The organism is Streptomyces sp. NBC_01537 (genome assembly GCF_045040445.1).
In the GTDB taxonomy this organism is placed as follows: Bacteria; Actinomycetota; Actinomycetes; order Streptomycetales; family Streptomycetaceae; genus Actinacidiphila.
In genome coordinates this window covers 647,713-665,739 of sequence record NZ_CP109392.1, presented here as the reverse complement: position 1 = coordinate 665,739, position 18,027 = coordinate 647,713, and the positions used below count along the sequence as shown (strand labels likewise).

17 protein-coding genes are annotated in these 18,027 nt (G+C 72.5%); 10 read left to right on the top strand and 7 right to left on the bottom strand.

Annotation, left to right across the window (positions count from 1 at the left end; all coding sequences use genetic code 11):
- Nucleotides 1-36 precede the first annotated feature (36 nt).
- From OG607_RS03360 to OG607_RS03350, 3 genes are read left to right on the top strand one after another with little or no spacing between them, the layout of a single operon-like run.
- Nucleotides 37-1,617, top strand: coding sequence for a GMC oxidoreductase (locus OG607_RS03360; RefSeq protein ID WP_405718513.1), 1,581 nt, complete (start codon nt 37-39; stop codon nt 1,615-1,617).
- Entirely contained in the window at nt 1,614-2,231 is a 618-nt protein-coding gene (locus OG607_RS03355; RefSeq protein ID WP_405718511.1) for a nucleoside deaminase, read from the top strand. Before OG607_RS03360 ends, OG607_RS03355 begins: the two co-directional genes overlap by 4 nt.
- Nucleotides 2,232-2,260: 29 nt before the next feature.
- Complete coding sequence (locus OG607_RS03350) at nt 2,261-3,193, top strand: sugar phosphate isomerase/epimerase family protein (protein WP_405718508.1); 933 nt, start codon at nt 2,261-2,263, stop codon at nt 3,191-3,193.
- A gap of 69 nt (nt 3,194-3,262) precedes the next feature.
- Here OG607_RS03350 and OG607_RS03345 read toward each other — a convergent pair whose 3' ends face one another.
- From OG607_RS03345 to OG607_RS03315, 7 genes are all read right to left on the bottom strand, one after another.
- Nucleotides 3,263-3,523, bottom strand: coding sequence for a type B 50S ribosomal protein L31 (locus tag OG607_RS03345; RefSeq protein WP_405718505.1), 261 nt, complete (start codon nt 3,521-3,523; stop codon nt 3,263-3,265).
- A 47-nt stretch (nt 3,524-3,570) separates the two neighbouring features.
- A complete protein-coding gene (rpmG, locus tag OG607_RS03340; RefSeq protein WP_405718503.1) occupies nt 3,571-3,735 on the bottom strand; it encodes a 50S ribosomal protein L33 in 165 nt (54 codons plus the stop codon).
- A gap of 395 nt (nt 3,736-4,130) precedes the next feature.
- A complete protein-coding gene (locus tag OG607_RS03335; RefSeq protein WP_405718501.1) occupies nt 4,131-5,342 on the bottom strand; it encodes an ABC transporter substrate-binding protein in 1,212 nt (403 codons plus the stop codon).
- Between the two features lie 66 nt (nt 5,343-5,408).
- Nucleotides 5,409-7,922, bottom strand: a complete 2,514-nt coding sequence (locus OG607_RS03330; protein WP_405718498.1) for an ATP-binding cassette domain-containing protein — start codon at nt 7,920-7,922, stop codon at nt 5,409-5,411.
- A 21-nt stretch (nt 7,923-7,943) separates the two neighbouring features.
- Nucleotides 7,944-8,813 (bottom strand): branched-chain amino acid ABC transporter permease, encoded by an 870-nt coding sequence (locus OG607_RS03325; protein ID WP_405718496.1) that lies wholly within the window; start codon nt 8,811-8,813, stop codon nt 7,944-7,946.
- Between the two features lie 85 nt (nt 8,814-8,898).
- A complete protein-coding gene (locus OG607_RS03320) occupies nt 8,899-10,248 on the bottom strand; it encodes an FAD-dependent oxidoreductase (protein WP_405718494.1) in 1,350 nt (449 codons plus the stop codon).
- An 84-nt stretch (nt 10,249-10,332) separates the two neighbouring features.
- Nucleotides 10,333-11,400, bottom strand: a complete 1,068-nt coding sequence (locus tag OG607_RS03315) for an NAD(P)-dependent alcohol dehydrogenase (RefSeq protein WP_405718492.1) — start codon at nt 11,398-11,400, stop codon at nt 10,333-10,335.
- Between the two features lie 19 nt (nt 11,401-11,419).
- Here OG607_RS03315 and OG607_RS03310 point away from each other — a divergent pair, with 19 nt between their 5' ends.
- The 7 genes from OG607_RS03310 (at nt 11,420) to OG607_RS03280 (ending at nt 18,014) form a co-directional block, all read left to right on the top strand.
- Nucleotides 11,420-12,262 (top strand): SDR family NAD(P)-dependent oxidoreductase, encoded by an 843-nt coding sequence (locus OG607_RS03310; RefSeq protein ID WP_405718490.1) that lies wholly within the window; start codon nt 11,420-11,422, stop codon nt 12,260-12,262.
- 10 nt (nt 12,263-12,272) lie between these two features.
- Nucleotides 12,273-13,406, top strand: coding sequence for an acyl-CoA dehydrogenase family protein (locus tag OG607_RS03305; protein WP_405718487.1), 1,134 nt, complete (start codon nt 12,273-12,275; stop codon nt 13,404-13,406).
- Nucleotides 13,407-13,512: 106 nt separating this feature from the next.
- A complete protein-coding gene (locus tag OG607_RS03300) occupies nt 13,513-14,301 on the top strand; it encodes an enoyl-CoA hydratase/isomerase family protein (protein ID WP_405718485.1) in 789 nt (262 codons plus the stop codon).
- Nucleotides 14,298-14,660: a Zn-ribbon domain-containing OB-fold protein gene (locus OG607_RS03295; protein ID WP_405718482.1), complete on the top strand. Its 363-nt coding sequence runs from the start codon at nt 14,298-14,300 to the stop codon at nt 14,658-14,660. The genes OG607_RS03300 and OG607_RS03295 overlap by 4 nt, the downstream gene beginning before the upstream one ends.
- A complete protein-coding gene (locus OG607_RS03290) occupies nt 14,657-15,805 on the top strand; it encodes a thiolase family protein (RefSeq protein ID WP_405718479.1) in 1,149 nt (382 codons plus the stop codon). The genes OG607_RS03295 and OG607_RS03290 overlap by 4 nt, the downstream gene beginning before the upstream one ends.
- A gap of 17 nt (nt 15,806-15,822) precedes the next feature.
- Nucleotides 15,823-17,043: an acyl-CoA dehydrogenase family protein gene (locus OG607_RS03285; RefSeq protein WP_405718476.1), complete on the top strand. Its 1,221-nt coding sequence runs from the start codon at nt 15,823-15,825 to the stop codon at nt 17,041-17,043.
- Nucleotides 17,040-18,014, top strand: a complete 975-nt coding sequence (locus tag OG607_RS03280) for a phosphotransferase family protein (protein ID WP_405718474.1) — start codon at nt 17,040-17,042, stop codon at nt 18,012-18,014. Before OG607_RS03285 ends, OG607_RS03280 begins: the two co-directional genes overlap by 4 nt.
- Nucleotides 18,015-18,027: the final 13 nt, after the last annotated feature.

The following is an 18,027-nucleotide window of genomic DNA, read 5'->3' as shown; positions in this document are numbered from 1 at the left end:
CACATCAACACCCGTGGTACACAACAGGAGTCTGTTTTGACCGACACCACCCGCACCGACGTCCTCATCGTGGGCAGCGGCATCATGGGATCCGTAGTGGCCCGCCAGTTGCGGGACACCGATCCGGCGCTGGACATCACCATGGTCGACGGCGGCAGCGCGATCGGCGGGGCCCCAGGTGTGCATCTGCACGACGTGGACGACCCGGTCCTCTGGGCACGCTACAACGAGCAGGTCGGCAGCGGCATCCAGGGCATGTACACGGGCGCCGAGGTGGTGCGCGAGGTGGCGGACAGCCTCACCGCTCTTCAGCCCGGCATGTTCCACGCGCTCGCCTTCGGCGAGGACGCCGAGGCGATGCCCGCGACAGCGCTCGCATGGAACGCGGGCGGCATGGGGGTGCACTGGACCGCCGCGACGCCGTGGCCCGCCGGACACGAGGTGTTCGACTTCGGCGACCCGGCCCGCTGGGCGGCCGACCTGGACACCGCGCACCGGGTGCTCGCGGTCACGCCCGCCGCGATCGGCCCGACCGGGGCCGGCGAGGCGGTGCTCGACGTACTGCGCCGGCGCTTCGACGGCGTCGGACCGGCCGACCGGCAGCCGCAGCCCATGCCCATGGCCGTCACCGCGACGGCATCGGGCCCCATGCCCCGTACGGCCCCGGGCACGATCTTCCCCGCGATCGCGACGGGCGGGGATCCGGCCTTCACCCTGGTGACCGGGACGCTCGCGACGTCGCTCATCGTCTCGGACGGCCATGTCACCGGCGCCCGGCTGCGTCGCGTCGCCGACGGCGCCGACGGCGCCGAGTCGCAGCTCCTCGCGGACGTCGTCGTGGTCTGCGCCGACGCGCTGCGCACCCCGCAACTGCTGTTCGCCTCCGGCATCCGCCCCGAGGCGCTGGGCCGCAACCTCAACGAGCACGCGTTCATCACCGCCCGGGTGCTGCTCGACCTCGACCGGTTCGGCATCGGCCTCGACGCCCTGCCCCTGCCGCGCGACGGCGAGTTCAGCACGGATTCGCTCTGGCTGCCGCAGAACGGAGCGGCCCAGCCGTTCCACGGCCAGATAATGAACCGGACGTACGTGGACGAGGACGGCTGCCCCCTCGCACACTCCGTGGGCCTCTCGCTGTTCGCACCCGTCGAGTCCCGCCCCGAGAACCGGCTTGTGTTCTCGGAGACCGAAACCGACCTCGCCGGGATGCCCCGGATCGGTGTCGAGTTCGGCTACTCCGACGCCGACCGCGCGCTGATCCGGCGGGCGCTCGACGAGGTCCGGTCGATCGCCGAGGAGTTCGGCCCGTTCGATCCCGCGACCGAACACGCTCTGCTCCCGCCCGGCTCGTCGCTGCACCAGACCGGCACCGTCCGGTCCGGCCCCGCCGACGACGGCACCAGCGTGTGCGGCCCGGACGGCCGGGTGTGGGGCTACGACAACCTGTACCTGGCCGGCAACGGCGTGATCCCCACCGCGATGGCCGCCAACGTCACCCTGACCGGCGCGGTGACGGCTGTGCGGGCCGCCCGGGCCGTCGCCGCAACTCGAACCGCACATCCAGCCGCACATCGAGCCGCAGACCGAGCCGTACATCGAGAGGAAGTCCGATCGTGATCGACATCGCGAAGGAATACCGCGTGGCGCTGCCGGCGTGGATCGACGACGAACTGGCCGCCGCGCCCGCCGTCCCCGCCGTCATCCCCGACCGCGACGACCGGATGCGCCTCGTGCACCGCCTGGCCGACCGCAACTGGCGTGAGGGCAACGGCGGCCCGTTCGCGGCACTCGTCGCCGAGCGGGACACCGGCCGGATCGTCTCGGTCGGCGTGAACGTCGTACTCGCCTCCGGCGTCTCCAGCGCGCACGCCGAGGTCGTCGCCCTCGGACTGGCCCAGACCGCGACCGGCGGCTGGGACCTCGGCGGCGACGGAATGCCGGCGCACGAACTGGTCGTGAACTGGCGTCCGTGCATCCAGTGCTACGGCGCGGCGATGTGGTCCGGGGTGCGCGGCCTCGTGGTCGCCGGCGACGGCCCGGAACTGGAGGAGATCACCACGTTCGACGAGGGCCCGCTCGGCGCGGACTGGGCCGAGCAGTTCCGGGCACGCGGCATCGACGTCGTGCGGGACGTGCTCCGGGACGAGGCGCTCGCGGTGTTCCGCGGCTACCGGAAGGCCGTCGACGCCGACGGCATCGTCGTCTACAACGCCCGCGCAGGCGCCGAATGACACCGCCGATCCGACGGGAGACACCCACCATGGCCCCAGCACCGAGTTTCGCCACCGACATCGTGACCTTCTACCACCCCGGATTCTGGGGCCTGGAATCCGCCGACGCCTTTCGCGACTGGGCCCTCAAGCACCCCGAGCGCTTCTGGGAGCGGGCGATGGACGCGCTGGCCGAGGCCGGTGTCACCGGCATCGAGCTGACCTTCGCGCCGGGCGACATCGACTCGGTCCTGCGCGCCTTCGGCGACGCGCCGTCGTTCCGCCGCGAGCTGCAGGCCCGGGGCCTGTCCGTCGTGAGCGCCTTCATTGCCGAGAGCGAGTGCCCCGACTGGCGGCACGGCGACAACCTGTCCGCGATAGTCGCCGACGCCGAACGACGTGCGGCATTCCTCGCCGACGTGGGCGCGGAACTCCTCGTCACCGGGCTGCCCATGCGCGCGACGTACGGGACGCGCCCGCCCTTCTTCGTCGACGCCGCGTACATGACCCGGATGGCAGGCATCGCCCACATCGTCGGTGAGGCCGTCGCACAGCACGGTGTGAAGCTCGTCTTCCACACGGAGTCCAACAGCACGCTCTGGTACGAGAGGGACATCGACCTGTTCATGGCCCTGACCGATCCGCGCTACGTGTGGCTGTGCCCCGACTCCTGCCATATCGCGCTCGGGGGAGGCGACCCCGTCGCCGTCGCCCGCCGCCACTCCCAGCGCATCGCACTCGCGCACTGGAAGGACGCGGTCAAGCCGATCGACGTCGAACTCACCATCGACGACACGGTCTTCGCCCAGCAGCAGCCCTACATGGCCGAACTGGGCACCGGCATCGTCGACTGGCCAGGATGGGCCGACGCGATGTCGCGCACCCCCGGTGCCGGCATCGTCCTCATCGAGCTGGACGAGGCGGCCGATCCCGTCGCCGCGCTCCGGGCCGGGACGGCCGTCGCCCGGGAGGCTCTGGCATAGAGGCCGGCCCGGCCTCCGCGAGGTGCGGCGGCCGGGCCGGTTCCTTCTGCTGTGGCGTCGGCCCGCGGTTCAGCCGCGTGCCGTGGCCGCGCGGCCGTAGCGGCGCTCGAAGCGCTCCACCCGGCCGGCGGTGTCCCGGACCCGTGTGGTTCCGGTGTAGAAGGGGTGGCTCGCCGAGGAGATCTCGACGTCGATCAGCGGGTAGGTGTTGCCGTCCTCCCACTCGATCGTCCTGGCGGAGTCCGCGGTCGAACGCGTCAGGAACGCGACGTCCGCGGCACGGTCGCGGAAGACGACCGGACGGGATGCGGGGTGTACAGAGGACTTCATGCGTGGTCCTTTCTTGCGGCCGGCCACCGGGCGGGGGACTGCCCGGGTCAGCGTTCCTCCCGGAACGGGACGTGCTCCCCGACCACCGGGTCGTACTTGCGCAGGACGAGCCGGTCGGGGTCGTTCTGGCGGTTCTTGCGCGTTACGTAGGTGACACCGGTCCCGGCCGACGACCTGAGCCGGACGACGGGACGCGCACTGCTGCGTGCCATGAGGTTCTCCTTCCACCCGACACCCCGCGGGCTTTCTTGGCCCGCGCATGTCAGTCACATGCGGTGTAACAGACGGCCCGGCCGCCGCATTCCCGCAGGAAAACTCTGAGGCTGTCGCTACGCCCAGCAGCCGTTCACGGTGGCCGCGAGGCCGTCCATCGCGTCCTTGATGTCGCTCGGATCAGCGGTGGAGCCGTTCTCGACGAAGGAGAAGACTTCCGGCTGCCGTCCTCGAAGGTGGCGGGGCGGCCCGTGGCCAGGGCGGTCATCCGGAGCAGGGTCTCGGCGATGTTGTTGTCCCTGACCTTGATCATGTGATGGACGTTGCGGCCCGTCCGCGCTGTCGCCATGAGGCGGTGGGGGCGAGAGCGCCGTCCCCACCGCCTCAGCCGGAGTCAGCCGCGCGCCGGAGGCGTGTAGAAGTCGCCGACAGACGTCCAGACTCCGTCCTTCACGACCACTCGCTGCACGCTCCGGGTGCCCAGGTGGCTGCTCGGGCCGAACTTCATCACCGGCGACACCCCCGGGTCCACGGCGGAAGCCTTCTCGTACGCCTTGATCAGAGCGTCGGAGGTGACGGGACCCTTGACGGTCTTCGCGATCTGCGCGAACACCTTCGCGTTGCTCCAGGCCCACAGCGCGATGAATCCGGCGGGCTGGCCGGGCTCGTACTTGGCCATCGCGGTGCGGAACTCCTTCACCGCGGGGTCCGGGTCGGTGGGCGCCTTGACCAGCTGTACGGCCTTGAGGCCCTCGGCGGCATCCTTGGCCAGGGTGATCGTCGACTCCGCTGCGACGGGGGCGTAGCCGTATGTGGCGGGCGACAGCCCCTGGAGCTTTGCCTCCTTCAGGTAGGCCGCCGCCTCGGGGGAGGTGAGGACCAGGATCACCGCGTCGGGCTTGTCGGCCTTCACCTTGCTGACCACCGGGGTGTAGTCGGTGGTCTGGAACTTGACCGGCAGCCGGTCCACCTCCACCGACGGGTCCGTCTTCTTCGCGACCGGCTCCACCTGCTCGGCCACATTGACGAACGCGGCCGGGTCGCTGTGGACGACGAGGATCTTCCTCGCGCCGTCCTGCACCGCCCAGGTGGCGACCGCCGCGGCCTGGTCCTCGTACAGGGTCTGGGTGCCGAAGAGCCCGGGGCGGGGCGGGTCGTACCAGGACTCCGAGCCGCCCAGCTCGTTCAGGATCGGCACCTTGGACTGCTGGAGGACGAACGGGAAGGCGGCCTCACCCTGGGCGGTGCCGTTCGCGTCGACAATGGCCACGACCTTGTCCTGGCCGACCAGTTCGCGAGCGATCTGTACGGTCTGCTGCGGGTCATAGGCGTTGTCCTTGACCGTCCACCGGATCTTGCGGCCGTTGATGCCGCCCTGCGCGTTCAGCATCTTGAAGTACGCGTCCGCGCCGGCCTTCTCGGGCACGCCGTACGCGGCGAGGGCCCCGGTGAGGGGCATCCAGGCGCCGATGTTGATGTCCGACTGGCTGCCGCCGCCGGCCGACGCGGAATCCTGGCCCGCACACGCGCCGGCCATGAGCGCGACACTGGCCAGGACGGCGATGGTGCCGGCGGTGCGGCGGAATCTGCTGGATCTGCGGAGCACGGTCCACCTCTGTTTCCGATGTTTCCACTTGAGTTCGGTGACGATCTGACCTCGGAACCGCAGGCCCTAGACGGCGCCGGCAGCGGCGGTCTCGCGGTCGCCGCTGAAGTACGCCGCTTCCGCGAGGGCGGCGAAGGAAGGGTCGCCGGGCCGTCCCTGCGCGGCGACGCCGCCCTCGTGGAGCACGGCCACCTCGTGGCACACGGACATGGCCCGGCTGAGCAGCTGCTCCAGCAGAACGACTGTCAGGCCGTCGTGAGCCAGCCGGACCAGCCGGTCGTAGACCTCGTCGACCAGGGCGGGAGCCAGCCCGAGCGCCGGTTCGTCCACGATCAGGACGTTCGGCCGCACGATCAGGGCGCGGGCGATGGCGAGTATCTGCTGTTCCCCTCCGGACAGCCCGGCGGCGGAGGCGGACATCCGGTCGCGCAGCCGTGGCGGCAGCCACAGGGTGGTCTCCTCCAGCCGTTCGCGCAGCGGCGCGCCGGTGATGCCGGCCGCGTACGCCGCGACTTCGAGGTTCTCCCGCAGGGTGAGGCTCTTGAACAGGGCCCGCCCCTCGGGGGCCAGGCTGGTGCGGACCACCCGGTCCTCGGCCGTACCCGCGTCCCTGCTGCCCCGGGCGGGTTTCACCGAGCCGTGCAGGATGCCGGCCAGGGTGCTCTTGCCCGAGCCGTTGGCGCCCGCGATGCCGAGCACCACCCCTTCGTGGACATCGAGGTCGATGTCCCGCAGCGCGACGACGCCTCCGTACGTGTGGCCCACGCCGCGCAGCCGGATCACGGGCCGTTCGCCGCCGCTGCGCTCGGGCAGTTCCGCCCTGGCGGCGACCGAGCCCAGGTAGGACGAGCGCACCTCGGGGTCCTGCAGAACGGTGTCGGGGGTGCCCTCGCCGATCGTGCGGCCGAAGTCGAACGCGAGCACCCGGTGGGCGACGGAGAAGAGGTCGTCGAGCACGTGGTCGATGACCACGACGGCCGTGCCGTTCTCGTGCAGCCGCCTGATGTGTCCGGCCAGCAGCGCCCGTTCACCGGCGTCGAGGCCCCCGAACGGCTCGTCGAGCACCAGCAGTTCCGGCTTCCCGGCCATCGCGCGGGCGAGGTCGAGCCGCTTCTGCAGGCCGAACGGCAGCTCCGCCGGGCGGCGGTCCGCCACGTCGGCGAGACCGACGGAGTCCAGCAGCCGCGCGACGGCGGCCCGGTCCCGGGCCGTGATCCGGCGGCGGGTGCACAGCACGTTCTCGGCGACGGTGAGTTCGGGGAAGACCTCGGCGTGCTGGAACGTACGGCCGATGCCGAGGCGCCGCCGCGCGGTCGCCCGGGCCTTGAGCAGCGGCCGGCCGGCGAACTCGGCGGTCCCGCTCACCCGGCCGCTGCCGGTCAGCCCCGACAGGACGTTCAGCAGGGTGGTCTTTCCTGCCCCGTTGGGGCCGATGACGGCCAGGATCTCGTCCCGCCGCAGGGACAGCGAGGCGTTCTCCAGCGCTTTGAGCCCGCCGTACGCGACCGATACGTGCTCCAGCCGCAGCAGCGGGCCGTCGCTCTTGGTACCCGTGACCCGCGCCGGCTCCGCCGGAACCGGCGGCGGCACCGGGCGCCCAGCACCGGGCCGTCGCGGGACCCACCGGAGCGCGGTGCGCGCAGGCGGGGCGAGGAACGGCACGAGCCCGCCGGGAAGAAAGAGGAGCACGCCGATCAGGACCAGGCCCTGGACCACCGGCTGGGGGAGTCCGACGGCGGAGGACAGCGAGGGGTTCCAGGTCAGATACGCGCCGCCGGCCACCGCGCCGACGATGGTCCCCACCCCGCCCAGGACGCAGGCCGCGATCAGCGCGATGCCGATGCCGAGCGAGAACGGATCCGGGCTGACGAATCCGGTGATCAGACCGAGCAGCACGCCCGCGAAGCTGGTGCACGCGGCGCTCACCGCGAACGACAGGGCCGACTGGGCCTCCGGGGCGATGCCGATCGTACGGGCCGCCAGGGGGTGCGACTTGGCGGCCACCAGCCGCATCCGCAGCCCCGAGGCGGAGGCCGGCACGGCCAGCGCCAGCACCACGGCGGCGGCTCCCACGGCGAGGTACTGGGCCTGCGTACCGCCTCCCGCGAGAGTGCCCAGGCCCAGGGCGCTGTGCAGTTGCAGCACCGGTATCCCCTGGTCGCCACCGGTGACGGTGCTCCAGCGGTTGATCAGTTCGAGGGCCACCATGGTGAACGCGAGGGTGAGCAGAGCGATGTAGAGCACGGAGAACCTGGCGCCCGCGTATCCCAGGAAGGCGCCCAGCACGGCGCCGGTGGCGACCGCGCCGAGCATCACCGCCTCCAGCGGCCAGCCGTGGCCGCTGCCGTAGGCGGCGAAGTAGGCGCCGATGGCGAAGAAGGCCGGATGTCCCACCGACCAGATGCCCGACCAGCCGGCGAGCAGGCCGACCGACAGCACCACCACGGTGTAGACCGCCGCGAGCGCCACCGAGTACATCTGGTAGGCCGGGATCGCGCCGGAGGCCATGAAGGCCATGAGCACCGCGCCGGCGGCCGGCCCGAGTGCGGCCCTCGCCAGGACGGAACGGTTGAAGACCATGGAAGCGACTCCTCAGATCCCTCAGACCCGTTGGAAGGTGCGTGCGCCGAACATGCCCTGAGGCCGGATCAGCAGCACCAGGACAGTGAACGAGAACACGAAGGTGTCCCGGAGGCTGGCAGATACGTAGTTGGCCGCCAGGTTGTCCAGCACACCGATCGTCAGCCCGCCGATGACGGCGCCGTACATGCTGGTCAGGCCCCCGAGGAAGATCCCGGCGAAGGCACGGAACAGCGGCGCGGCGAGCATGGTGGGCACCAGCCCGGCCCTCGGCGCGTACAGGCAGGCGCCGAGTGCGGCCAGGCCCAGGCCGAGCGCCCAGGCGATCCGGGCGAGCCGCTGCGCCCCCAGCCCGACCACGCGGGCGGTGTCCGCGGACTCGGCCACGGCGCGCATGGCCGAGCCCAGCGTGGTGCGCCCGAACAGGTAGCCCACCAGCGCCATCGCCACGGCGGCGACGGCGATCGTCAGCAGGCTCTGGGCGGGCAGCGCGGCACCGGACCAGCGCACCGTTCCGTCGAGCAGGCTGGGGAAGGCCTTCGGCTGGTCGCCCCAGATCGAGCCGGCCGCGTTCTCGGCGACCAGCGATACTCCCATGGTCAGCACGAGGGCGGAGAACAGCTGTCCCTGCCCCAGAGGCCTGATCACCGTTTCGCGCACCAGCAGGCCCGCGACGACGGTGACGGTGACCGCGGCCAGCACACCGAGCACCGTCGCCACGCCCCTGTCGCGGAGCGAGACGGTCACGTACAGGCCCAGGGTCGCCAGGGAGGCCATCGCGAAGTTCACGACGTCGGTGGCCCGGTAGATGATGACCAGCCCAAGTCCGATGAGGCCGTACACGGCTCCGCTCGCGATGCCGCTGACCAGGACGAGCAGGAACTGACTCACAGTCCCTCCCTTAGGTAAATTGAACTCAATTCAGCACGTTAGGCAGGTGTGTGCCGACCGGGCAAGACTGCTGCACGGGATTTGTTCACCGCCCGCCGCCGGCTGTCCCGGCGAGCACGGTCCGGGCCGCCGCGAGGCCGAACACGAGCGCCGGAGCGAGGCCGCCGGCGTACGCCCGCCGGTACAGCCCGCCCGCATCCGCGCCCGCCACCAGCAGACCGGGAATCCGGTGGTGCCCGTCCGCCGACAGGACGTGGGCCCCCGCGTCGGTCAGCAGGCCCGAGAAGGTGAACGTGATCGCGGGAACGGCCTCGATCACGTAGAAGGGCGGCTCGTCGAGCGGCTGCCGGTCGAGCAGCCGCCCGGGGGCCGTCTCGCCGCCGTCGCGTACGGCGGCGTTGAACTCCTCGACGCGGTCGCGGATCCGGGTGCCGGGGTAGCCCCATTCCGCGGGCATCCACGCGAACTCCTCCAGGCTGTCCGCCACGGCGCAGCGGGCTCCGGCGCGGTGGCACAACTGGAACTTGTCCACGCCGGGGATGCCCTCCACGTAGGAGGCGGAGATCCATTCGCGGTGCACCCGGGCGTCGGCGACCAGGAGGCCCCGGGCCTGCGGCCGTTCCAGCAGTGCCATGGTGGTCAGGTGGTCCCCGGCGGTCTCGTCGGCGAAGCGTTCACCCGTGATGTCGAACAGCAGGGCGTGCTCGCTGTAGTAGAGGGCGAGGCCGACGAAGCGCGCCGGGTCGGAGAGGGAGACGCCCGCGGGCATCAGATGCCCGTAGAACCCCGCGTCCTTCGGGCCGAACGCCGCGCCCGCCGCGAGGCCGAGTGCGAGCCCCTCGCCACGGCTGTACGGGTTGGCGCGCAGCCCGATTTCCCGGGCCCGGGGGTGGATGTGCTCGGCTCGCAGATCCGGGTCGCCCTGGAAGCCGCCGGTGGCGAGCAGGGTCCAGGCGGCGTCGATCCGGCGGCGGGAACCGTCGGGCAGCACGCACTCCGCGCCCCTGACCACGCCGTCCTCCGTCAGCAGGTCGCGGGTTCGGGTGGCGGTCAGCACATCCCCGCCCCGGTCGCGGATCAGCCGCTCGCAGGCGTCGAGGTAGCGGTTGGTGTCGACCTGGTGTCCACGGCCGAAGCCGAGTACGGGGACCGGCGGCCGGCACTCCACGCCGAGGAGGCGGATCCAGGCCACCGCGTCCTCGAACCCGTTGAGCAGTGCGGTCGCGAGCTCCGGATCGCCGTCCGGATTGATGCGGCGCAGCTCCTCGACGGTGGGGGCCGTCCAGACGAACCCGGCGAAGCGCGCGGAGCCGCCGGTGCGCTCAGCCCGTTCCACGAGGACGACGGAGCCGCCCTCGGAGGCGACCCGCGCGGCGGCCGAGAGCCCGGCCATACCGCCACCGATCACCAGCAGATCAACCGTTCCAGCACCCACGCCGGCCCACCGCCTCGTTGCGTCGTCGCGTCGTTGCGTGAGCCAGACCCTAATTGAACTCACTTCTGGAGTCGAGGGGTCGCGTCAGCCGGGAATCAGCACCGCCCGCCCCCGCACTCCACCGGAGCGCAGCGCCTCGAACGCCTCCAGGGCCCGTGGGAGGGGGAAGTGCTCGGTCTCCACCCTCAGGGCGCCCTCGCGGGCCAGCGCGACGACCTGCTCCAGCTCCGGGCGTGTCCCCCAGAAGGGCAGCGAGATCCGCAGTCCCGCCGGGAGCGCGCCGGGCTTGCGGACGGTCAGCTCCCCGCCGCCGCTCCCGACGACGGCCAGTTCTCCGCCCGCCCGCAGCAGGGCGGTGGCGAGCCCCAGGCTGGAAGGGCTGCCGACGAAGTCGAGCACGGCGTCCACCCCGGCGCCGCCGGTCCGCCGCCGCAGGACCTCGGCTGTGTCGGGGCGCAGGAGCGTGCCGAAGTGGGCGCCGGATTCGGCGGCCACGGCAAGTGCCTGTTCCCTGACGTCCACGGCGAGGATGTGCGCGGACGTGGTGGCGCGCAGGATCTGGACCGCCAAGTGCCCCAGCCCGCCGGTTCCGAGGACCGCGGCGCTCGCGCCCTCCCCGAGCGCCGCGCGGACCCCGGCGACCGCGTGGTACGAGGTGAGCCCGGCGTCGGACAGCGGCGCGGCCTGCACGGGGTCCAGGTCGCCGACCGGCACCAGCAACCGCCCGGACGGGACGAGCAGGAGGTCGGCCATCCCGCCGTCCCGCCCGAGTCCGGCGCCGGTTCCGGCGCGTGCCGTGTCGAGGGCGGCGCGCGCGTCGCAGTAGTTGTCCGCCCCGGCCGAGCAGCGCGCGCAACTCCCGCAGCCCCAGGGGCCGTGGACGACCACGCGCTCGCCGACCGCCGGGCCGGTCGCCCCGGCGCCGCGCTCCGCCACCCGTCCAGCGACCTCGTGCCCGAGCGTGAACGGGATCCGGTACGGCAGGGCGCCCGGTGCGGCGTCCACGACGTGGAGGTCGGACCGGCACAGACCGACCGCCTCGACCCGTATCGCGACCTCTTCGCCTTCGGGTTCCGGCCGGGTCACTTCGGTGAGCACCGGTGGTCCGCCCCAGCGGGTCAGCCGGATCGCCCTCATCCTGCCTGTTGACATGAGTGAGACGGTAGCAAAAATGAAGTCAGTTCAATATGTGAGGGTGGTGGAGCCGATGGACGGCGGAAACGCGGCGCGGGGACGGGGGCGCTTCGCCGGCAGAGTCGCGCTGGTCACCGGCGCGGGCTCCGGCATCGGCGCCGCGGTGGCCGGACGGCTCGCAGGGGAGGGCGCTCTGGTCGTGGCCGCGGACATCGACGGTCCCGCGGCCGAGGCGGTGGCGAAGGAACTGCCCGGCGCACTCGCGTTCACCGTGGACGTGGCCGATGCCGGGCAGGTCGAGCGGTCGGTCGACGAGGCCCTGCGGGCACACGGCCGTCTGGACGTCGTCGTGCACGCGGCCGGGGTCGACGACCCGGAGGCGAAGCAGTGGATCGCCGAGGCCCTGTCGTCCGGCCTGCCGCCCGAAGTGGTCACCCGGCTCGACGGGTCCGCCTGGGAACGGGTCATGCGGGTCAATCTGTACGGCACGTTCCACGTCCTGCGCGCCGCCGTGCGGGCCATGGTGCCGAACCGGTCCGGCGCGATCGTCACGATCGGCTCCTCCGCGGCCCTCGACGCCCCGGCCGGATATCCGCACTACGCCGCCTCGAAGGCCGGTGTGCACGCGCTGAGCCAGTCCGTCGCCAAGGAGGCGATCGCGTTCGGGGTCCGCGTCAACACCGTGGCGCCCGGGCCGACCGAGACCGGCATGGCCGCCCGCACCCCCGCCGCGCTGCGGCAGGGCTTCGCCGACCCGCGCGTACGGCCGTACGCCACGGCGGGGGAGATCGCGGACATCGCGCTGTTCCTGGCGGGCGACGAGGCGGCCAACCTCGTCGGCGCGGTGCTGCTGGCCAATGGCGGACGGTTCACGGTCTAGGGAGGCTTGGATGTTCCGGGTGGATGTCGATCCGGCGCTGCTGCTGGAGACCGAGGAACAGCGCCAACTGCGTGCTGTGCTTCGGGGGTTCCTGTCAGGGGCGTGCGGGCCCGAGGAGATGCGCAAGCAGACGGCCGGCCCGCGCGGCCACGACCAGGAGTTGTGGGAGCGGCTCGCCGGTGAGATCGGAGTGCACGGCCTGGCTCTTCCCGAGGAGTACGGCGGCGCCGGCTGCTCCTTCGCCGAACTCGCCGTGGCCCTGGAGGAGGCCGGGCGGGTGCTGTGCCCCGCTCCGCTGCTGCCGACCGTCGTGCTGGCCGGGTACGCCCTGCTGGGCAGCGGCGACAGGCGGGCGTGCGAGCGCTGGCTGCCCGGCATCGCGCGGGGCGCGCTCACTGCGACCGTCGCCGGGTTCCTGTACGCCGCCGACATAACCGCCGAGCGGGGTCCGGACGGCTGGGTGCTGCGCGGGCAGGCCGATTTCGTCCCCGACGGTCAGGATGCCGACCTGCTGCTGGTGGCGGCCCGGGCGCCCGACGGGCCCAGGCTGTTCGCCTGCGAGCCGGACAGCGGGACGTGCGACCGCAACCGGCGGCCGGTGCTGGACCTCACGCGCCGTCAGGCGCTCGTCGGCTTCCGGGGGGCGCCGGCCGAGCCGGTGGGGGAGGCGGGCCGGGCCCCCGGGATCGTCGAGGCCGTTCTGGACGCCGGGCGGGCGGCGCTGGCGGCCGAACAGGTCGGCGGCTGCGCGCACGCGCTGGACGCCGTACTGGCGTACATATCGCAGCGAACTCAGTTCGGCAGACCGATCGGGTCCTTCCAGGCGGTCAAACACCGGCTGGCCGATCTGCTGGTCGAGGTCGAGGGGGCGCGGTCGTCGTCAGCCTGGGCGGCGGCCTGCCTCGCCGGCCGGACCGGGGAGCTGCCGGTGGCCGCGAGTGCGGCGGCGGTGGCGTGCTCGGCCGCGTACCGGCGGGCGACGGCAGAATATGTGCAGCTCCACGGGGGTGTCGGCTTCACCTGGGAGCATCCCGCCCATCTGTATCTGCGGCGGGCACGCGCTGACGAGGCGCTGTTCGGCACCGCTGACGACCACCGCGTCCGGCTGGCCGGAATGCTCGGGCTCACCGGACGGCCCGCCTGAACCGGACGGCCCGCCTGAATCGGACGGCAAAGGGCCGCCAACCGGTTGACAGGGGCATCTACTGGCCCGAGAATCGTATTGAATTCAGTTCAGTTTGGAGGAGCTCATGGCAGTCGAAGACGAGATCCAGTTCGAGCGGGACGGCCACACCGCCCGTGTCTGGCTCAACCGGCCGCACAAGAAGAACTGCGTGACCGTGCCCATCCTCGACCGGCTGGACGAGATCATCACCGAGGTCGACGAGGACCCCGAGCTGCGCGTCCTGGTGCTGCGCGGCCGGGGCGGCACCTTCTGCTCCGGGTTCGACCTGGACAGCCTCAAAGCCGACTTCGTCGGCAGGTCCAACGCGATCGACGTCGCGGTGAAGTCGGCGAAGGTCTGCGACCGGCTGTACTCCATGAAGACCCCGTCGATCGCCGTCCTCGAAGGCCATGTCACCGCGGGCGGCTTCGAGCTGATGATCTCCTGCGACTTCGCGATCGCCGCGGACGACGCCCTGATCGGCGACTTCCACATCCGCCGTGCCCTGTTCGGCGGGGCGGGCCCGATCTACCGGGTGCCCCGCATGATCGGCGTCCGCAAGACCAAGGAGCTGATGCTCACCGGCAAGCTGCTGAACGGGGTCGAGGCGGCCGAGTTCGGCCTGATCAACTCCTCGGCCCCGGCGGACAAGCTGGACGCGACGGTCGAGGAGTTCGCCGGGCAGCTCATCGACAAGAGTCCGTTCACCATGTGGCTCACCAAAATGACCATCGACCGCAGTCTGGACGCGGACATCCAGTCGCTGATGGTCATGGAACACCTCGCGGTCGGCGTCGTACTCAACTCCGACGACGCGGCGGAGGGCGTCTCGGCCTTCCTGGAGAAGCGCGAACCCAAGTGGAAGGGACGGTGACCACCGCCGCAACGGCCTCCGGGGACCCGCTGCGCGGCTCCCGGTGCGCCGGCTGCGCGGTGGCCGTCCACCCTGCCGAGCCGGTGTGCCCCCGCTGCGGAGGACCGGCCGAGCCGGTCGTCCTGTCCTGTACCGGCACGCTGTGGACGTGGACCGTCCAGCGGTACGCGCCCAAGTCGCCGCCGTACGTCGGGCCCGCCGCCGGATTCGAGCCGTTCGCCGTCGGATACGTCGAACTGCCGGAGGGCGTACGGGTGCTGGCCGTGCTCGACATACGGCCCGAGGACGCGGCGATCGGAATGCCGTTGACGATCACCACCGGGGACGGCGTGCCGAGGGCCGCAGGAGCCGCCGTATGAGCGCCGCCGACGTCCTGGTATGCGGCGCCGGGATCACCTCCTTCGCCCGTACGGAGGCGAGCGGCCGGCAGCTCGCCGTCCAGGCTGTCCGGGCGGCCCTCGCCGACGCCGGGCTGCCGTGGTCCCGGGTCCGGGCGGCGTTCGGCGGCAGCGAGGCGGCCGGCAACGCCGACACCCTGGTGGCCGGACTCGGCCTGACCGGGCTGCCGTTCGTCAACGTCCGCAACGGCTGCGCCACCGGCGGCAGCGCCCTGGTCTGCGCCGTGAACGCGATCCGCTCCGGCGCGGCGGACGTGGCCCTGGCCGTCGGCTTCGACAAGCACCCGCGCGGCGCGTTCGACCCCAGGCCCGCCGACTGGGGGCTCGGCGAGGCATACGGCGGCGACGGCCTCATGGTGACCACCCAGTTCTTCGCCATGAAGATCCAGCGGTACATGCACGACCACGGGATCACCCCGCGCACCCTCGCCCTGGTCGCCGAGAAGGCGTACGCCAACGGCGTCCGCAACCCCAATGCCTGGCGGCGCAAGCCGCTGGACGCCGACGAGATCCTCGCCTCCGGCATGGTCAACGACCCGCTGACCCGCTACATGTTCTGCTCGCCCGGCCAGGGCGCCGTCGCCCTGGTGCTGTGCTCGCGGGAAGCGGCCCGCGAACTCGGCGGCGCACCTGTCGCCCTGCGCGCCGCCGTCGTACGGACCCGGCGCTTCGGCTCCTTCGAGGTGTTCAGCCCCTGGGCCTACGCCGGTCCCCCGACGGCGGTGAGCGCGGACGCGGCGGGAGCGGCCTTCGAGGAGGCCGGACTCGGCCCGCGGGACATCGACGTGTGCCAGCTCCAGGACACCGAGAGCGGCGCCGAGGTGATGCACCTGGCCGAGTGCGGGTTCTGCGAGGACGGCGAGCAGGAGCGGCTGATCGCCTCCGGCGCGACCGGCATCGGCGGCCCGCTGCCGGTCAACACCGACGGCGGCTGCCTCGCCAACGGCGAGCCGATCGGCGCGTCGGGGCTGCGCCAGGTCCACGAGATCGTCCAGCAGCTGCGCGGCCGGGCGGGTGAACGCCAGGTTCCCGGGGATCCGCGCAGCGGCTTCACCCACGTCTACGGAGCACCGGGCGTCAGCGCGTGCACCGTGCTGACCCGCTGAAGGGAGGCGATTCGCAGGTGACAGGCGAGGAATGCGCGCCCGGCCCGGAGGAGTTCCGCGCCGAGGCCCGTCGCTGGCTGGCCACGGCCGCCGACCCCCTCGACCGCCAGGAGGAATGGGGCAGCGGCGACGACTCCGTGGCCGTCTTCGAGAACTGGACCGAGCAGGAGGAGCGCGAGCACACCGACCGGATCCGGGCCTGGGAGCGGACTCGCCACGACGGCGGCTGGGGCGCGCTCGGCTGGCCGCGCGAGTACGGCGGCCGGGAGCTGCCCGCGTACTACGAGCAGCTGTACCGAGCGGAAGAGGCCGCCTTCGACGTGCCCCGGCGCACCGAGGTCTTCCCGGTCACCCAGCAGCTGGTGGCCCCGGCGATCCGGATCTGGGGCAGCGAGGAGCAGAAGCGCCGCTGGCTGGGGCCCATGCTCCGCACCGACGAACTGGCCTGCCAGCTCTTCTCCGAGACCGAGGCCGGCTCCGACCTGGCCGCCGTCCGCACGAGGGCGACCAGGGAGGGGGACGGCTGGGTGCTGCGCGGCCACAAGATCTGGACCTCCGGTGCCAGGGTCGCCACCTGGGGCGTGGCCGTGTGCCGCACCGACCCGGACGCCGCCAAACACACCGGCATCACGGTCTTCCTGGTCCGGATGGACGCGCCGGGAGTGACGGTCCGGCCCATCCGGCAGATGACCGGCGGCTCCAGCTTCAACGAGGTCTACCTCGACGAAGTCGCCGTACCCGACAGCGACCGGCTCGGCCCGGTAGGCCAGGGCTGGCGGGTGACGCTCACCGTGCTCGCCGCCGAGCGGCTGGACTCCGGCGGCCTCGGCCTCGACAACGCCGACCGCGCCCTCGACCTCGCCCGGCACCTGCCCCGGCCCCTCACCGGCGGCGAACAGCAGCAGGCCGCCGACCTGTTCGTGCGCACCCTCTGCCAGCGGCTCACCGGCCTGCGCGTCACGGCGGCCCTGGTCGCGGGCCGCGAGCCGGGTGCCGGGGCCTCGGTCGGCAAGCTCCACGCCACCGCGACCATGCGCGCCACCACTGACCTCGTGACGCAACTGCTCGGGCCGCGCCTGGCCGCCGACACGGGGGAGTGGGGCACTTTCGCCTGGACCGAGCACCTGCTCGGCGCCCCCGGCTACAGCATCGCGGGCGGCAGCGACGAGATCCAGCGCAACATCCTGGCCGAACGCGTGCTGGGACTGCCCAAAGAGCCGAAGGGGACCATGCGTTGAGCACTCTCACCGCAGTGACCGAACTGGCCGCACGGGTACGCCGACGCCTCGCCCCGCTCCACCCCGGCGAGCCCCTGGGCCGCCTGGAGACCCTGCCCGGCGGCCACTCGGGCCTGACCTACTCCATCACGGCCGGCCCCGCCCGGTACGTCGTCAAGGCGGTGCCGCCCGGGCAGCGCCCGGTCGGCCGAAACGACGTACTGCGTCAGGCGCGGATGCTGTACGCGCTGGCCGGCTCCCCGGTGCCCGTGCCGGGCGTCGTCGCCGTGGACGAGCGCGAACCGGCCTGGTTCGCCATGGAGTTCGTGCCCGGCGAAGCCGTCGAGCCGGTCCTCGACGAGCACCGGCTCGACCCGGCGCTGTGCCGTACGCGCATGCTCGGACTGGCCCCCGTACTGCGGGGGCTCCACCAGGCCGAGGCCCGCGGCCCCGCCCCGGCGGCGCCCGACGCCCTCGATCCGGCGGGCGAGCTGGAGCGCTGGAGCCGCACCATGCGCGCCGTACCGGCCGAACTGCGGCCCGGGGCAGATGAGTTGTTGCCACGGCTGGCCGCCACCGCGCCGCCCGGACTGCCCCCGGTCCTGACCCACGGCGACTTCCGGCTGGGCAATGTGCTGTGCCGGGGGAAGGAGGCGGCCGCCGTCGTGGACTGGGAGATCTGGGGCGCCGGCGACCCGCGCACCGACCTCGGCTGGTTCCTGCTCTTCACCGACCACCGCAACTTCCCCCGCCTGGGCCGCCCGGTCCCGGGCCTGCCGGGCGAGAGCGAGCTGCTGGACGCCTACCTGGACGGCCGTCCCGCGCCGCCCGCCTTCGACTGGTTCCGCGCCCTGGCCCGCACCAAGATGGCCGCGATCATGGGCCACAACCTGCGGCGGCACCGGGAGGGCAAGCACCACGACCCGGACCAGGAGCGGTTGCCGCCCACCATTGCGGCGATGATCCGCGACGCCCGCGACATCCTCGGCTGAAGGAGCGGAAGGA

What these genes read in the sequence shown, in the direction of transcription:
- OG607_RS03350 (WP_405718508.1), top strand. Translation starts at nt 2,261, where the DNA reads ATGGCCCCAGCACCGAGTTTCGCCACCGACATCGTGACCTTCTACCAC.
- OG607_RS03345 (WP_405718505.1), bottom strand. Translation starts at nt 3,523, where the DNA reads ATGAAGTCCTCTGTACACCCCGCATCCCGTCCGGTCGTCTTCCGCGAC.
- rpmG (WP_405718503.1), bottom strand. Translation starts at nt 3,735, where the DNA reads ATGGCACGCAGCAGTGCGCGTCCCGTCGTCCGGCTCAGGTCGTCGGCC.
- OG607_RS03330 (WP_405718498.1), bottom strand. Translation starts at nt 7,922, where the DNA reads ATGGTCTTCAACCGTTCCGTCCTGGCGAGGGCCGCACTCGGGCCGGCC.
- OG607_RS03315 (WP_405718492.1), bottom strand. Translation starts at nt 11,400, where the DNA reads ATGTCAACAGGCAGGATGAGGGCGATCCGGCTGACCCGCTGGGGCGGA.
- OG607_RS03310 (WP_405718490.1), top strand. Translation starts at nt 11,420, where the DNA reads ATGAAGTCAGTTCAATATGTGAGGGTGGTGGAGCCGATGGACGGCGGA.
- OG607_RS03305 (WP_405718487.1), top strand. Translation starts at nt 12,273, where the DNA reads ATGTTCCGGGTGGATGTCGATCCGGCGCTGCTGCTGGAGACCGAGGAA.
- OG607_RS03300 (WP_405718485.1), top strand. Translation starts at nt 13,513, where the DNA reads ATGGCAGTCGAAGACGAGATCCAGTTCGAGCGGGACGGCCACACCGCC.
- OG607_RS03290 (WP_405718479.1), top strand. Translation starts at nt 14,657, where the DNA reads ATGAGCGCCGCCGACGTCCTGGTATGCGGCGCCGGGATCACCTCCTTC.